14 protein-coding genes are annotated in these 16,202 nt (G+C 63.9%); 13 read left to right on the forward strand and 1 reads right to left on the reverse strand.

The genetic code is table 11. The features are described from left to right. Positions 1-23: 23 nt before the first annotated feature. Positions 24-911 carry a LysR substrate-binding domain-containing protein gene (locus ABI582_RS00655; RefSeq protein ID WP_442118061.1) on the reverse strand — a complete coding sequence of 296 codons (888 nt, stop codon included), beginning with the start codon at positions 909-911 and terminating at the stop codon, positions 24-26. A 95-nt stretch (positions 912-1,006) separates the two neighbouring features. Between ABI582_RS00655 and ABI582_RS00660 the strand changes: the two genes are divergently transcribed. From ABI582_RS00660 to dsdC, 13 genes are all read left to right on the forward strand, one after another. Continuing rightward, on the forward strand, positions 1,007-2,449 hold the full coding sequence (locus tag ABI582_RS00660; protein ID WP_442118062.1) for an aldehyde dehydrogenase family protein: 1,443 nt from the start codon (positions 1,007-1,009) through the stop codon (positions 2,447-2,449). A gap of 13 nt (positions 2,450-2,462) precedes the next feature. Beyond that, positions 2,463-3,449: a dipeptidase gene (locus ABI582_RS00665; protein WP_442118063.1), complete on the forward strand. Its 987-nt coding sequence runs from the start codon at positions 2,463-2,465 to the stop codon at positions 3,447-3,449. A 55-nt stretch (positions 3,450-3,504) separates the two neighbouring features. After that, complete coding sequence (locus tag ABI582_RS00670) at positions 3,505-5,055, forward strand: BCCT family transporter (RefSeq protein ID WP_442118064.1); 1,551 nt, start codon at positions 3,505-3,507, stop codon at positions 5,053-5,055. A 26-nt stretch (positions 5,056-5,081) separates the two neighbouring features. Next, positions 5,082-6,776 carry a hypothetical protein gene (locus ABI582_RS00675; RefSeq protein WP_442118065.1) on the forward strand — a complete coding sequence of 565 codons (1,695 nt, stop codon included), beginning with the start codon at positions 5,082-5,084 and terminating at the stop codon, positions 6,774-6,776. 2 nt (positions 6,777-6,778) lie between these two features. Then, entirely contained in the window at positions 6,779-7,471 is a 693-nt protein-coding gene (locus ABI582_RS00680) for a DUF3726 domain-containing protein (protein WP_442118066.1), read from the forward strand. Positions 7,472-7,499: 28 nt separating this feature from the next. Beyond that, the gene (locus ABI582_RS00685) at positions 7,500-7,871 is read left to right on the forward strand and encodes a RidA family protein (protein ID WP_442118067.1); all 372 of its coding nucleotides are present in this window, start codon (positions 7,500-7,502) and stop codon (positions 7,869-7,871) included. 436 nt (positions 7,872-8,307) lie between these two features. Further along, the gene (locus ABI582_RS00690; protein ID WP_028613670.1) at positions 8,308-9,717 is read left to right on the forward strand and encodes a circularly permuted type 2 ATP-grasp protein; all 1,410 of its coding nucleotides are present in this window, start codon (positions 8,308-8,310) and stop codon (positions 9,715-9,717) included. 3 nt (positions 9,718-9,720) lie between these two features. Beyond that, positions 9,721-10,671 carry an alpha-E domain-containing protein gene (locus ABI582_RS00695; RefSeq protein WP_258656796.1) on the forward strand — a complete coding sequence of 317 codons (951 nt, stop codon included), beginning with the start codon at positions 9,721-9,723 and terminating at the stop codon, positions 10,669-10,671. Next, a complete protein-coding gene (locus ABI582_RS00700) occupies positions 10,668-11,447 on the forward strand; it encodes a transglutaminase family protein (protein WP_338747120.1) in 780 nt (259 codons plus the stop codon). Before ABI582_RS00695 ends, ABI582_RS00700 begins: the two co-directional genes overlap by 4 nt. A gap of 72 nt (positions 11,448-11,519) precedes the next feature. Continuing rightward, on the forward strand, positions 11,520-12,242 hold the full coding sequence (locus ABI582_RS00705) for a peptidase (protein ID WP_442118068.1): 723 nt from the start codon (positions 11,520-11,522) through the stop codon (positions 12,240-12,242). A gap of 321 nt (positions 12,243-12,563) precedes the next feature. After that, a complete protein-coding gene (locus ABI582_RS00710) occupies positions 12,564-13,700 on the forward strand; it encodes an MFS transporter (RefSeq protein ID WP_442118069.1) in 1,137 nt (378 codons plus the stop codon). 110 nt (positions 13,701-13,810) lie between these two features. Continuing rightward, a complete protein-coding gene (locus ABI582_RS00715) occupies positions 13,811-15,160 on the forward strand; it encodes a D-serine ammonia-lyase (protein WP_442118070.1) in 1,350 nt (449 codons plus the stop codon). Further along, the gene (gene dsdC, locus ABI582_RS00720; protein ID WP_442118071.1) at positions 15,157-16,071 is read left to right on the forward strand and encodes a DNA-binding transcriptional regulator DsdC; all 915 of its coding nucleotides are present in this window, start codon (positions 15,157-15,159) and stop codon (positions 16,069-16,071) included. Before ABI582_RS00715 ends, dsdC begins: the two co-directional genes overlap by 4 nt. Positions 16,072-16,202 lie beyond the last annotated feature (131 nt).

The raw sequence follows: 16,202 nt of genomic DNA on the forward strand, positions 1-16,202 counted from the left end.
AATTGGTGCCATGAGCCGCAGGCTCAGCCGGCTTGGGCCAGTTGCACCTGCAGAAACGCCATCAATGCCCCCGCCGCAGGTGACAAGCTGCGCCCCTTGCGGGTGAGCATGCCGATATGCCGCTCTACCTTGGGCTCCACAAGGGGTACGAACGCCAGCTTGTCGTTCTCCTGCGGAAAGGCGAGATACGGCAAGGTGCTGATCCCCACCCCCTCCTCCAGCATGGCGATCAACGAAATCATGTTGGAGATGAACAGCCGGCTGTGCGTCAGCAAACCCTCGGCCTCGGTGCCTGCCAGCAGTTGCGAGGTGCCATTGCGGATCATCGGCAGGCCCTGCAACTGCGCCCAGTGCAGCGGATCACCCGCCTGCGCCAATGGGTGGTCGCTACGGCACACCACGCCCACCTGATCGTTCACGATCGAGGCGAATTCAAGCTGCTCATCGTCCATCCACAGGCTGCTGATGCCGAAGTCCACCTGCCCTTGTGCCAGCAACTGCTGCACACGTTCGGCGGTGCCATCCTGGATGCTGACTTGCACGTTGGGGTGCGCGGCCACAAAGCGGGCCAGCGGCCCTGGCAGCATGCGGCTGGCCACAGAAGGCACGGTTGCAATGCTGACCTGTCCGATTTCATGCCGGGCAAGCAGCGTGGCTTCACGGGCGATACGGTCATGGTGCTCGATCAAGCCGCGAAACAACGGCAGGCAATGCTCGCCGAAGGGCGTCAGCTCTGCCCGCCCCCCGCCCTTCTCGACCAATGCCTGGCCCAGCTTCTGCTCCAGTTCGCGCACGGCAAGGGATATCGCCGGCTGGGTGCGAAAGGCCTGGCGGGCGGCGGCGTGGAAGCTCTTGAGTTCGGCGACCAGTACGAAGTAGCGCAACTGGGCGATCTTCAGCTCGGGCAACATGGTTAGCATTCCTTATCAAAGCATTTTTTTTATTAATTTTTATTTGCTGCATATTGCTCGCATGATGAATGCCATGCAAACAGAGGCGTTCATCCATGTCACACAAGACCTACAACAACTACATTGATGGCCAGTGGTGCGAAGGCCACACCACCCTGGGCAACTACAGCCCCTCGGACACCGGCGACCTGATCGGCCAGTACCATCAGGCCAGCACCGAACAGGCCCGCCAGGCCATCCAGGCCGCCCGCGCCGCACAACCGCAGTGGGCCGCCAGCGGCCTGGAAGCCCGTCAGCAAATCCTGATGGCCATTGGCGACGAACTGATTGCCCGCAAGGATGAGCTCGGCGAACTGCTCTCGCGAGAAGAAGGCAAGCCCCTGGCCGAAGGCATCGGCGAGGTCAACCGCAGCGGCCAGTTCTTCCATTACTACGCCGCCGAAGTACTGCGCCAGATGGGCGAGACCACCGCCTCGGTGCGCGCCGGGGTCGACATCGAAGTGCACCGCGAACCGGTGGGTGTGGTGGGCATCATCACCCCATGGAACTTCCCCATGGCCACCGCCGCCTGGAAAATCGCCCCGGCCCTGGCCTTCGGCAACGCCGTGGTGTTCAAGCCGGCCAACCTGGTGCCGGCCAGTGCCTGGGCACTCACCGAGATCATCAGCCGCCAGGGCTTGCCCAACGGCACCTTCAACCTGGTGATGGGCAGCGGCGCCGACGTCGGCGAAGCCCTGGTGCAGTCTGCCGACATCGATGCCCTGACGTTCACCGGTTCGCTGCAGACTGGCCGGCGCGTGGCGGTCGCCACCGCAGGTAACCTGGTGCGCTGCCAGCTGGAAATGGGCAGCAAGAATGCCTTGGTGGTCATGGATGACGCCGACCTGGACCTCGCCGTGGAATGCGCGCTCAACGGCGCCTTCTTCGGCACCGGGCAGAAATGCACGGCCTCGTCACGGCTGATTGTCTGCGACGCCATCCACGACCGCTTCGTCGAGGCCCTGCGGCTGCGCATGCGCCAGCTCAAGGTCGGCCATGCCCTGGAGGCCGGCGTGCAGATCGGCCCGGTGGCCGACGCGCGCCAGCTGGAACAGAACCTCGCCTACCTGCAGTTGGCCCAGGCCGAAGGCGCAACCCTTATCGAAGGTGGCGAACGCCTGCAACTGGAGAGCGACGGCTACTACATGCGCCCGGCGCTGTTCATCAACAGCCGCAACGACATGCGCATCAACCGCGAGGAAGTGTTCGGGCCCATCGCCTGCGTGATCCGCGTACGCGACTTCGAAGAGGCACTGGCCACGCTCAACGACACCGAGTACGGCCTTACCGCCGGCATCATCACCCAGTCGCTGCGCCACGCCAGCCACTTCAAGCGCCGCGCCCAGACCGGCTGCGTAATGGTCAACCTGCCCACCGCCGGCACCGATTACCACGTGCCGTTCGGTGGCCGCAAAGCCTCAAGTTTCGGCCCACGGGAACAGGGCCAGTCCGCCCGTGACTTCTACACCGTGGTCAAGACCACCTACCTGCGGCCCTGAAGGAGTACACGCCATGCACGACCTCTTGATGATCGACGGCCTGCAGTACTCCAACTGGGGCCCGGAAATATTCCAGCAGATGCAGGCCGGTGGCCTGAGCGCGGTGCACGCCACTATCGCCTACCACGAGAACGCCCGCGAAACCCTGTCGCGCCTGGGCGAATGGAACCGCCGCTTCGAGACCTGGCCCGAGCTGATCCGCCCGGTGCGCTCGGCCAGCGACATCCGCCTGGCGCACGAGGAAGGCCGGGTGGGGATTTTCTTCGGCTTCCAGAACTGCTCGCCGATCGAGGACGACATCGCCCTGGTGGAAGTCTTCCGCCAGCTCGGGGTGTTCGTCATGCAACTGACCTACAACAATCAAAGCCTGCTGGCCAGCGGCTGCTATGAGCGCGAAGACAACGGCATCAGCCGCTTTGGCCGCCAGGTGATCGCCGAAATGAACCGCGTCGGCATGCTCATCGACATGTCCCACAGCGCTGAACGCAGCACCCTGGAGGCCATCGAGCTGTCGAGCCGACCGGTGATCATCTCCCACGCCAACCCAGCCAGCTTCCACGCCGCCAAACGCAACAAGTCCGATGCGGTGCTGCGCGGCATCGCTGAATCCGGCGGGCTGCTGGGCTTCAGCACCTACCCGTTCCACCTCAAGGGTGCCTCGGAGTGCAGCCTGGAAAGCTTCTGCGACATGGTCGCGCGCACCGCCGACCTGATGGGCGTTGAGCATATCGGCATCGGCACCGACCTGTGCCAGGCGCAACCGCTGGCCGTGCTGGAATGGATGCGCAACGGCCGCTGGAGCAAGGACAAGGACTACGGCGAAGGCTCCAAGGATAACGCCAACTGGCCAGCGCCCTTGCAGTGGTTCCGCGACAGCCGTGACTTCGGCAACATCGCCCAGGGCCTGCGCGCCCGTGGCTTTGCCGAACAGGATGTGGCCAACATCATGGGCCTGAACTGGTTGCGCCTGCTGGAGACTGCCACCACGGCACAGGCCTGAGCCCCTTGCACGGACAGCATCAACAATAACAACAATCGCAGGTTCCGGAGGCTTCATGAAAAACCCAACCACCCTGCAGGCTGAAGGCCAGGCCATGGGCCTGCCAATGGCACGCGACATCGACTGGCCGCTGTTCGTGATCAGCGGCGGGTTCCTCGGCGCCTTCCTGCTGGCGGCACTGATCGACATCGACAGCGTGTCGGCGCTGGTCAATACCCTGTTCGCCTGGTCGACCAGGTTCTTTGGCCTCTACTGGCAAGTGCTGATGCTGGCTACCTTCGCCGTCAGCCTGTTCATCGGCTTTTCCAGATGCGGGCGCGTACGCCTGGGCGGCGTCACCCAGCGCCCGGACATCAGCACCTTCAACTGGATCGCGGTGATCATGTGCGCCCTGCTGGCAGGTGGCGGCGCCTTTTGGGCCGCTGCCGAACCCATGATGCACTTTGCCAGCCCGCCGCCCTTGTTCGCCGGCCTGCAACCGCACAGCGAAGCGGCGGCCACCGCGGCACTGGCGCAATCGTTCGTGCACTGGGGCTTTCTGGCCTGGGCCGTGCTGGGCAGCTTGCTGGCAATCGTGCTGATGCACCTGCACTACGACAAAGGCCTGCCGCTGGCGCCGCGCACGCTGCTTTACCCGCTGTTCGGCGAGCGGGCGCTCAAAGGCCCGATCGGCACCCTGGCCGACGCCACCTCGATCATCGCCGTGGTCGCCGGCACCATCGGCCCGATCGGCTTCCTCGGCCTGCAGATCAGCAGCGCCATGCATGCGGTGTGGGGCTTGCCCAACGATATCGTCACCCAGTCGCTGACCATCGTCCTGGTCACGGCCATGTACACCGTCTCGTGCCTGGTGGGCCTCAAGGGCATCCGTTTTGTCAGCGAGATCAACGTCTGGCTGATGATCGGCCTGGCGCTGTTCATGGTGGTTTTCGGGCCGACGCTGTTCATCCTCGGCGGCTTCCCGGCGGCCTTTGCCCTGCATGTGGAGCAGTTTATCCCGATGGCGATGTTCCGCGCCGACCCCAAGTGGCTGGACTGGTGGACGGTGTTCTACTGGGGCTGGTTTATTGGCTACGCGCCCATGGTGGCACTGTACGTCGCACAGATCTCGCGGGGCCGAACCATTCGCGAGATCATCATGACACTGTCGATCATCGCGCCGCTGGTGACCATGTTCTGGTTCACCGTGGTGGGCGGCACCGGTATCGGCCTGGAGCTGCAAACGCCAGGCATCGTCACCGCCCACGGCACCCAGCCCGAGGACCTGCTGCTTGGGGTGACCCAGAACCTGCCACTGGGTGGCCTGATCAGCGCGCTGTTCCTGTTCCTGAGCTTCATCTCGGTGGCCACCAATGGCGATGCCATGGCCTTCACCGTGGCGCTGGCGATGTCCAGCAACGATAAACCGAAAAAATGGCTGTGCGGTTTCTGGGCCATCGGCATGGGCCTGGCAGCGGTGGTGCTGATCACCATTGGCGCAGGCGGCGTGACGGCCCTGCAGTCCTTTATTGTCATTACCGCGGTGCCGGTGTCGCTGGTGATCCTGCCAGCCTTGTGGGATGCAGTGCGCATCGCCCGGCACATGGCCCGCGAACAAGGCGTCTGAACATGATCCATCCAGGTACAACAACAATGCCCAACACCGTGCCTGCAATACCCGCGATGCGCCCTGCCAGCCAGGTCATGGACCTGGCCCGGCTGGGCAGCCACTTCCAGAGCCCGCTGAGCTTCGTGCGCAGCAGCATGCGGCGGATGATGCAGCAGCACTGGCACATCCAGCGCAGCTGCTTCGACCTGGACGGCCAAGGCTTCGGCACCGCGATCTACCGCATCGACACGCCGCATGGCCATTACCACTGCGTGATCTTCTCAGCCTACCTGCCGCCGGAAAAGCGCAGCGACCGGGTCATCGCCGACCAGTGGGATGTTACCTTCGTGCTGGTGAATGGCGATGTCGATGCTGCACAACTGGCCGACCTTCAGCGTAACGTACCGCTGCAGGAGGCGGGCCGCTTCGATGCCCGCGTGCTCGTGTTGTCACGGGCCAACCGCAGCCTGCGCAATTTCGACCGGTTTCTGGCGGCGCTGGCGGAGGGTCACCAGCCCGACCCGCAGCAACTGGCTGAAGTTGGCTACCTGTACCGCACCACGGCGGTGTACGGCAACGGCAAGTTCGGCATCGCCGACTTTGGCTGCCTGCAGGACAACCCGGACTTCAACCAGCCGTTCAGCGCGCAGATGTTCACGGTCTACCTGCTGCGCCATTTCAGCATCGAGCAGATCAACCACATGGCCCAGGCACTCGACTCGCAGCGGGCAGTGCAACTGGCGCCGGCCCTGCAGCGCTACCTGGGGGTCGGCAACGCGACCGGGTTGGGCATGGCCCCGTTCCTGATCAACCACCCGCAACTGGTGGAACGCTGGATCAGCACCCGGGAAACCGCCCTGGCCCTGGTGTTGGCGCAGCCGGCCGACCCTGACCGGTTGGTGCGCCTGCAGGCACTGCTGGCACGCGCCCGCCTGCATTTGGAACAGTCCCGGACCGAAGACCAGCGCCAGCATGAGCAGAACCTGCAAACCTTGGCCGAGCTTGCTTTACTGACCACCTGGCTTGGCGCACAAGCCGCCGACGCGGGCCTTTGGTCGCGCCTGCTGGCCTGGGCTGAGGTACAGGCGGGGGTGGGCTGCCAGGAACTGCTGGCAAGCCTGCTGCTGGAGCTGTACCCCGAGCAGGTCACGCCACTGGCCGAGCACATGGGCGTCAACGAAAGCTGGCAGCTGGACGCGCAGATGCCCCTTGGGCAACTGCGCCAGCTCATCGAGCAGCAGTACGGCTGGGCGCTGGAGTACGACTTCAGTGCCGTGGATGCCGAGCACTTCTTCTGGTACCGCTCGGCCGAAAAAGAGGAGCCGCGCCTGGGCATGCGCGCCGAGGAACCGGGGGCCGAAAAAGAAATGCAGCTGGGCATTGCCCGTAATATCCAGCAGTGCCACGCCGCACTGCTGCAACACCTGCAGCTACAGCCCCAGGCGTTGACCGCGCACTTCCTGATCGCCCAACCGGCGTTCAAGGGCACGGTGCGCCGCCTGCAAGGCATGGCACAGACAACCTACGGTGAAATCCGCGCCAACCTGCTGGCCCGGGACATGCTGCCGATTCACCTGCTGCGCTGCAAACTGGCGTTTTTCGGCGCGGGCAAATTCGACCCCAAGTCCAGCCGCTGGGTGCGTATCACGCTGTTCCAGGGCGCACCGCTGGTCAGCGACATCGGCCAGCCTTTCGCAGACGACTGGAATTTCGCGGTCATGCCGCAAGGGGAGCGTTGACCATGCGTGTGTCCCTTAACGAAATACAGGTGATGTGCCGCAAGGCCTTCGAAGGCATGGGCTTCGCCCCCGGCGACTGCGAGGATGCCGCCGAGCTGGTGGGCTGGCTGCAATTGCAAGGGCTGGATGGCGTGGGTGCGCTGGAAAAGGCCCTACTCTACCTGCAAGCCGAAGCCGCCCAGCTATACGCCCTGAGCCACGAAGATGACGCCCTGCTGGTGATCGACGCCAAAGGCCAGAGCGTGTTGCGCTGCGCCGCCACAGTGGTGGAACTGGCGGTAGCCAAAGCCATGCGCAGTGGGCAGGCCGAGCTGCGCATCCACCACTGCCACAACCGCTTGCTACTGCTGGGTTACCTGAGCCGGGCAGCTGTGCAGGGGCTGCACGTGCAAGCCCGCTGGGAGGACGCCCGTCAGTGCTACCTGGCCGACTTTACTGCCGGGATTCAGCGCCCGGCACTGCTCAGTGAAGCCCGGCCCGCAGCTGATACGGCCGAGCAAGGCATCAGGGTACTGTTCAGCCGGCATGGCCAGACCGCAACGGCGCCAGCCAACCCGCAGAGCACCTTGCAGCAGGGCTTTACAGTCAACGAACACACCTGGCAACGGCTCAAGCAGCTGGCCGAACACATCCTCGTCGAAAGCACCGATGCCTCGCGCCGCCACGGCGCAGGCGGCGGCAGCGATGCTGACTGAACCGACTCACCACTCAGGAAACCATCCCATGAAACATGCGATCAAGACCGAGCTGTTCGCCTCTCGGGCCCCTCTGGAATGGGCAGTGGTCGGCAACGGTACGCTGTACACCGCCCAGATCCCTATCGATGCACAGGGCCAAGTGGTTGAAGGCGGCATCGAGGCGCAGGCCCGGCAGACACTGGACAACCTGCGCCACACCCTGGAGGCCGCCGGCAGTTCGCTGGATGCTGTGACCCAGGTGCTGATCTATGTGACCGACCGCCAATACCTGGCCGCCGTCAACAGCCTGTATGCCGACTACTTCCAGGCCCCCTACCCTAACCGCGCGGCAATCGTAGTGGCGGGGTTGGCACGTGAAGAAATGCTCGTGGAGCTGGTGGTGTACGCCTGCCTTTGAGGGCCTTGAGGGGCTCGCCTGAAGGATTTCGGCGTCTGTGCGATCGAGCGCCGCCCGCGCGGCGCTCGATATACGCACCACATAAACCCCAAGACATGCACCCGGAACACTTCCTTTTTTCCCCGCCAGGCACCGGCCCGTGCCCCATCTCGGTTCAAAACCCTCTCCCTGATCAAAACCGCCCTTTTTTGATGCATCGGCCAAAGCCCCCCCGACAGCACCGGCCCGCAACGCCCCTCGCATTTCCCGCAGCCCCGGCACTGCCAAGCGTTTTCGGCACTTTCATTGCAAAGGCTGTTTGTGCCCAACGCACAGGCAATCAATCGCAACCGAGGCTTACGCCAGACACAGCACCCACTTACCCCAGCAAGGCAGCACCCTGAAATACGCAGATGAACCGCAATGAAGCTGCCGGCGACGGCGGCAAGGAGTGGGTATGTCCCGGGCTTTTTTCAATGAAATGTACGAAGCGAACGGCAGTTGCCGCCCGCATTACCAGGAGTTCGCCCGCTGGCTGGCCAACACCCCGCTGGAGCTGCTGGAACAGCGCCGGCGCGAGGCCGACCTGCTGTTTCACCGAGCAGGCATCACCTTCACTTTGTACGGCGATAGCCAGGACACCGAGCGCCTGATCCCCTTCGATATCATCCCGCGCAGCATCCGCGCCAGCGAGTGGCGCACGGTCGAGCGTGGCTGTATCCAACGGGTGCAGGCCCTTAACCTGTTCCTGCAGGACATCTACCACGACCAGCGCATCCTCAAGGCCGGCATCATCCCGCCTGAGCAGGTCCTGGCCAACGAGGGCTACCAGATCGCCATGCAGGGCCTGGACCTGCACCGTGGGCTGTACGCCCATATCGCCGGCGTCGACCTGGTGCGTGACGGCGATGGCAGCTACTTCGTGCTGGAAGACAACCTGCGTACCCCCAGCGGCGTCAGCTACATGCTCGAAGACCGCAAGATGATGATGCGCCTGTTCCCCGAACTGTTTGCCGCCCAGCGTATCGCGCCCATCGACCATTACCCCAACCTGCTGCTGGACACGCTCAAGAGCGCCAGCCCGCTGGATAACCCCACCGCCGTGCTGCTCACCCCCGGCCGTTTCAACAGCGCCTACTTCGAGCATGCCTTCCTGGCCCGGGAAATGGGCATCGAGCTGGTCGAAGGCGCAGACCTGTTCGTGCGTGACGAGCATGTCTACATGCGCACCACGGCCGGCCCCCAGCAGGTGGACGTGATCTACCGCCGGCTGGACGACGACTACCTCGACCCGCTGTCCTTCAACCCTGACTCGACGCTGGGCATACCGGGGCTTATCTCGGTGTACCGCGCCGGCAATGTGGTGCTAGCCAACGCCGTCGGCACGGGCGTGGCCGACGACAAGTCGATCTACCCGTATGTGGACGACATGATCCGTTTCTACCTGAGCGAAGAGCCGATCCTCAACAACGTGCCAACCTGGCAGTGCCGCAAACCCGCAGACCTGTCCCATGTCCTGGCCCACCTGCCCGAGCTGGTGGTCAAGGAAACCCAGGGCTCCGGCGGCTATGGCATGTTGGTCGGGCCGGCCTCGACCAGCGCCCAGATCGAAGACTTCCGCGCGCGTATCAAAGCCCGCCCGCACGCCTATATCGCTCAACCCACGTTGTGCCTGTCGACCTGCCCGACCTTCGTCGACAGCGGCATCGCGCCGCGCCACATCGACCTGCGCCCGTTCGTGCTTTCGGGCAGTGAAACACGCCTGGTGCCCGGTGGCCTGACCCGGGTGGCGTTGCAGGAAGGCTCGCTGGTGGTCAACTCGTCGCAGGGCGGCGGTACCAAAGACACCTGGGTGGTGGAGGACTGAACCATGCTTTCGCGAACCGCTTCCGACCTGTACTGGATGTCCCGCTACCTGGAGCGTGCAGAAAACCTCGCGCGCATGCTCGAGGTCAGCTATTCGCTGTCGCTGATGCCCCAGGCCGGGCGTAGCGACGGCCATGCCGAGCTTGCGATGTCGCTGCTGGCCTCTGGCACGCTGGACGACTACATCCGCCGGCACACCGAGCTCGACCCCGAGCGCATGCTGCACTTCTTCGCCCTCGACGCGACCAACCCCAGCAGCATCTATTGCTGCCTGCAGGCCGCCAGGACCAATGCCCATGCAGTGCGCGGCCGGATCACCGCCGACATGTGGGAGAACATCAACGCCACCTGGATCGAAATGCGCAACATCGCCAGCAATGGCCTTGGCCGCTATGGCATCAGCCAGTTCTGCGACTGGGTCAAGGAACGCTCGCACCTGTTCCGCGGCGCCACCTCCGGCACCATCATGCGCAACGATGCCTACAGTTTCATCCGCCTGGGCACCTTCCTGGAGCGGGCAGACAACACCCTGCGCCTGCTCGATGCGCGCTACGAAATGTTCGGCGAGGCCTCCGAAGAGGTCAGCGACAGCTCCGCCCGCGGCTATTACCAGTGGAGCGCGCTGCTGCGCGCGCTTACCTCGTATGAAGCCTTCAACGAAATCTATCGCGGCGCACCCAGCGCCCGGCCAGTGTCCGAGCTGCTGTTGTTGCGGGTGGACGTGCCGCGCTCGCTGCATGCCTGCATCGAGGAACTGGACCTGATCCTGGCCGGCCTGCCGGGCAACAGCGGCCGCGCCGCCCAGCGCATGGCCGCCGAACTGAACGCGCGCCTGCGCTACACCGCAATCGACGAAATACTCGACGCCGGGTTGCACCCTTGGCTGAGCGACTTCATCGGCCGCGTCAACCAACTGGGCCAGGCCGTCCATCACTCCTATCTGGAGGTCGTATGAAACTGTCCATTCGCCACGACACCACCTATAGCTACGCCAGCGACGTGAGCAACAGCATTCAGTTTCTGCGCCTGACACCGCGCAGCAGCGAACGCCAGCGCATCGATGAATGGCAACTGGACCTGCCTTGCAAGGTAAAGGGCCAGATCGATCCTTATGGCAACATCCTGCATGTACTGACCCTGGACAAACCCCATGGCCACCTGGCGCTGACCGCCCGCGGCCAGGTCGAGATCGACCCGGACTGCGAACACGAAGCCGAGAGCCAGTCGCCCCTGCCGTTCCTGCGCGGCAGTCACCTGACCCAGGCCGATGACGCACTGATTGCATTTGCCGCACGGCAATGCGGCAGCCACCGCGACCGGGCAGCGCTGATCGCGCTGATGCAAGGCCTGGCCGAACACATGCCCTACAGCCCAGGGGCCACTTCGGTGGGCACCACGGCCATCGAAGCGTTCAGTGGTGGCGCAGGCGTGTGCCAGGACCACACCCACGCCTTTCTGGCCTGCGCACGCAGCCTTGGGGTGCCGGCACGCTATGTGTCCGGTTACCTATGCACCGAGGACGAACAGCACCTGGCCAGCCATGCCTGGGCCGAGGCCTGGGTCGACGACGCCTGGTACAGCTTCGACATCACCAACCGCCTGACACGCCCGGAACGCCACCTGAAGCTGGCAGTGGGCCTGGACTACCTGGACGCCTGCCCGGTCAGGGGCGTACGCCGCGGTGGTGGCGCCGAAGCCATGCAGGCCAGCGTCCACGTACATCGCCAGTGACGGGTTTGCTGAAGGCCGGTCTTGCCGCACGGTGCGGCAAGACCACTCCATACGCAATACAAGGGAAACCCCATGACTTACTGTGTCGCCATGCACCTGGAGGACGGGCTTGTCTTCATCAGCGACTCACGCACCAACGCCGGCATCGACCAGATTTCCACCTTTGCCAAGTTGTTCGTCTTCAACGTGCCGGGCGAGCGGCTGATCGTGCTGCAGACCGCCGGCAACCTGGCGACCTCGCAGTCGGTGGTGAACCTGCTGCGCCAGCGTACCCAGGGCAGCGGCCCTCATCTGCTGAACGTTGCCACGCTCTACGACGCTACGGTGCTGGTTGCCGACATCCTGCGCGAAGTGGTCAGCCGTGACCGCAGCAAGCTTACGGCCGACGTCGACCTGAGCAGTTCATTCATTGTTGGCGGCCAGATAGCCGGCGGGCCCATGGCCATCTACAACGTCTACGCACAGGGCAATTTCTTTCAGGCCACGCCGGATACCCCGTTCCTGCAACTGGGCGAAAGCAAGTACGGCCGGCCAATCCTCGACCGCAACCTGGATTACCGCACCCCGCTCGATGAAGCGCTGCGCTGCGGCCTGATTTCGTTCGACTCCACCATCCGCAGCAACCTGTCGGTGGGTATGCCGCTGGACTTGCTGGTGTACCGCAATAACAGCCTCGAGAGCATTACCCGCCAGCGCATCAGCAGCGAAGATGCCTATTACCAGCAGATTCGCAGGCAGTGGGGTGACGGTCTGAAAACCCTGCTGGCCCAACTGCCAGCGCCGCCTTATGGCTGAATGAGCGAACAGCCCGGAATCTCTGCTGCCTGTACCGGCCTCTTCGCGGGTAAACCCGCTCCCACAGTGGAAGCAGCTGTCTTGCACCCTCACTCAGGCTACCGCATCACCAGGTAGGAGCAGCCTTGCGCTGCGAAGAGGCCGGTAGGGCTGAAGATCATCTTTGGCTGCAATGGCCTCTTCGCAGCACAAGGCTGCTCCTACAGATCCGATACTTGCCTTGGAATCGAGCCAATCAGTTGGACCACGTCAGTGACGTCGATTGCAATGTTCGAGACGCCGTGGGTTATCCTGCACCCTCACCCCTGTCACGAGACTGTCATGTCGTCCGCTGCCACACCGGTGCAAACCCACCGCGCCGACCAAGACTCCCGTAATGCCGCCCAGGTGCTCAGCCTGTGCCTGCCCAGTGACGTACTGCTCTACCTGCTGCTGCCGATGTACGCAGCCGATTTTGGCGTGACCCTGGCCGAGGCTGGCATTCTGCTGGCGGCCAACCGCCTGGTGCGCATCATCGGCTACGGCTGGGTAGTGCGTTTCTATGCCCGCCATGGTGACCGCGCGGCCTGCAGCCTCGCCGCCTTCGCCGCCGCCGTATGTGCACTGGGCAACGCGGTGCTGACCGGTTTCGCCGCGCTGCTGGTGCTGCGCCTGGTCTGGGGCCTGTGCTTCGCCACCTTCAACCTCAGCACCCAGACCCTCGCCACCGCCGAAGCACAGGGTGCGGCGCGGCGTGCCGGGCGTTCGCGGGCGAGCATTTCCATCGGGCCAATGCTGGCCTTGCCGCTGGGTGCGCTGATGGCCCAGGCCTACGGCCCGCGCAGTGTGTTCTTTGTGCTCTGCATCAGTGCCCTGTTCGGGCTGTGGCGGGCGCGTGCCCTGCCCAGCACTGGCCACCCGGTCGCCAGCCGGGGCGGCCGGCGCCTGCGTCTGCCAGACAGCATTGCCACCTGGTCTTTCATCGAAGGGGTGACCCTGGACGGCCTGTTCATCTTTGGCCTTTCGCTTTACGCACAAACCCACCTGGGTGAGTCCGGTGTGCTGGCAGCGGGTGTGCTGATGGCGGTGCGCTACCTGAGCGAAATGCTCTTCAGCCCCTTCGGCGGGCGCCTGGCCGACCGCTTCGGGCCGCTGCGCATGCTGGTAGTGCTGTCACTGGCCACGTCGATGGCGCTGCTGCTGTTTGGCAGCCACTGGCTGTTCATCGGCGCCTTCTTCGTGCTGGTGCTGCGTGCCCTGCAACTGCCGCTGGTGATGACACTGGTCGCCCTGCGCAACCCGCAACAACGCATCCAGGCCCTGGCTGGCAACGCCGTATGGCGCGACATCGGCGCTGGGCTCGGGCCGATGCTTGCGGGGGTATTGCTGCCGCAGGTCCCGGCGATCTGGGCCTATGCCGGGGCGGCGCTGGCGGTTGCCGTGGCAGCCTTGAACTGTGCCTGGTCGGCGCGGGATTGAGCGCGGGCGCCACACATGACATGGACTCATCTGTTGGATGAAGAGTGATCGTTTGAACCCCACAGGCTACTGCACTTCAATTGGGTGCTGTACTGCTATTAGGTGAAATCATGATTCACGGAAAAACCCTGGAAGCCTGGCAACAAAGCCACCCGGTCATCGCCGAGCTGGTGGCCCTGAAGCCAACCAGCTGGTTCAACCCTGGCATCGCCAAGGCTGCAGAAGCCCTGCGCGACGTGGGCCTGACGGCGGCCGACGTGCAAGCCACCAGCGCGCGGCTGCAGCGGTTCGCGCCTTACCTGGCCACCGTGTTCCCCGAGACGGCAGCGGCCGGCGGGGTCATTGAGTCGCACATCACCCCGCTGCCACAGCTGCGCCAGCTGCTTGTCGAGGAGGGTTCGCTGCAGAACGTGGGCAGTTTGTGGCTCAAGGCTGACAGCGACTTGCCTATCTCCGGTTCGATCAAAGCGCGGGGCGGCATCCATGAAGTGCTCAAGCACGCCGAGGACCTGGCCCTGGCGGCCGGCTTGATCACACCAACGGATGACTACACCAAACTGGCGAGCGACCAGGCCCGCGCATTCTTCAGCCAGTACAAGATCGCAGTGGGCTCGACCGGCAACCTGGGGCTGTCGATTGGCATCATGAGCGCCAAGCTGGGCTTCCAGGTGAGCGTGCACATGTCGTCTGACGCCAGGCAATGGAAGAAGGACAAGCTGCGCGCCAACGGCGTAACAGTGGTAGAACACGCCTCCGACTACAGCGTGGCGGTCGAGCAAGGTCGCCAGCAGGCGGCATCAGACCCCAGCTGTTACTTTGTCGACGACGAAAACTCCCCGCAGCTGTTTCTCGGCTATGCCGTGGCCGCCGAACGGTTGGCGCGGCAATTCGACCAGGCGGGCATCGAGGTAAACGCAGATCATCCATTGTTCGTGTACCTGCCGTGCGGCGTAGGGGGCGGCCCAGGCGGTGTTGCGTTCGGGCTGAAGCTGGTATTCGGCGACGCGGTGCACTGCATCTTTGCCGAGCCCACCCATTCCCCCTGCATGCTGCTGGGTGTCTATACCGGCCTGCACGATGAAACCAGCGTGCAGGACTTCGGCATCGACAACATCACCGCTGCCGACGGCCTGGCGGTCGGGCGCCCCTCAGGTTTTGTCGGCAAAGCCATGCAGCGCCTGATCGATGGTTACTACACCGTGACCGACGAAGAACTGTACCGCTTGATGGTCATCGCCCATGAGCAGGACAAGGTCAAACTGGAACCCTCTGCCCTGGCCGGCGTACCCGGTATGCTGCGGGTGCTGCAAGCAGGCGAGTACCTGGCTCGCCAGGGCTTCACCCCAACCCAGCTGCAGCAGGCTACACACCTCGTCTGGGGGACGGGTGGCAGCATGGTGCCGGACGATGAATTCAACGCCTATCTGGCGAAAGGGCGTAGCGTGCAGGCGGCGCCGTGAAACTCAATGGCTCGCACCTGGGCAGCCTGCATGTCTTTCTGGTGGCAGCACGGCACTTGAGCTTCTCGCGCGCCGCCGATGAGCTGTGCCTGACGGCCAGTGCCGTGAGCCATCGCATCAATCGCCTGGAAGATGAGCTGGCGCTCAAGCTGTTCCACCGCATGCCGCGCAAGGTCAGCCTCACCGAAGACGGCGAGCGCCTGTTCGCGGTCATGCAACGGACCATGGATGAGTTGAGCGAGGCCGTGCAGGAACGTGCGCACGCCGAGGTCGCCGGCCAGTTGACGCTGTATGTGCGCCCGTCAGTCGCACAGTGCTGGCTGGTGCCGCGGCTGGCGCAGTTCACCGCCCGTTACCCTGATATCCAGCTGGATATCAGAGTAGGCAACGAGAGCATCGATTACCGCACACGCAAGATCGACCTGGTCCTGTGTTATTCGGATGGCCATCACCCGGGGTTGCAGAGCATCCACTTGATGGACGAGCGGATCGCCCCGGTGTGCTCCCCCCGTTACGCAGAAACCCATGCATTGACCGGTGACCTGCAGCCGCTGGATCAATGCACCGCCCTGCATGACGTAGCGGCCTGGGACAACGCTGCATTCGATGCAGAATGGCAACTCTGGGCCAACACCACGGGTGCTGATATCAGCCTCCCCCGCCGATTCCTCACATTCGATCGCTCCGACCTGTGCACGCTCGCCGCGCTGAATCACGTAGGCATCGCCATCGGCCGCGAACAGCTGGTCAAGGATCGCATTGCACGAGGTGAGCTGGTCTTGCCGTTCGGTGGTTTCGTCAACACCCCCAACTATGGCTATTACCTGGTCCACCCGCATCATGACCCGATGCCCAAACGCCTGCAGGTGTTGATCGACTGGCTTGTCAAAGAAGCCTGCACAGACCTGTAGGAGCGGCCTTGTGCCGCGAAAGGGCTGCAAAGCAGCCCCGGCGATTTATGCATCTGTCTCGAAACCCTGGGGCTGCTTTGCAGCCCTTTCGCAGCACAAGGCCGCTCCTACAAAAGGGCCAGTGCGGGCCG

This window comes from Pseudomonas sp. SAS7, from assembly GCF_052112345.1.
GTDB classification, from domain to species: domain Bacteria; phylum Pseudomonadota; class Gammaproteobacteria; order Pseudomonadales; family Pseudomonadaceae; genus Aquipseudomonas; species Aquipseudomonas putida_Q.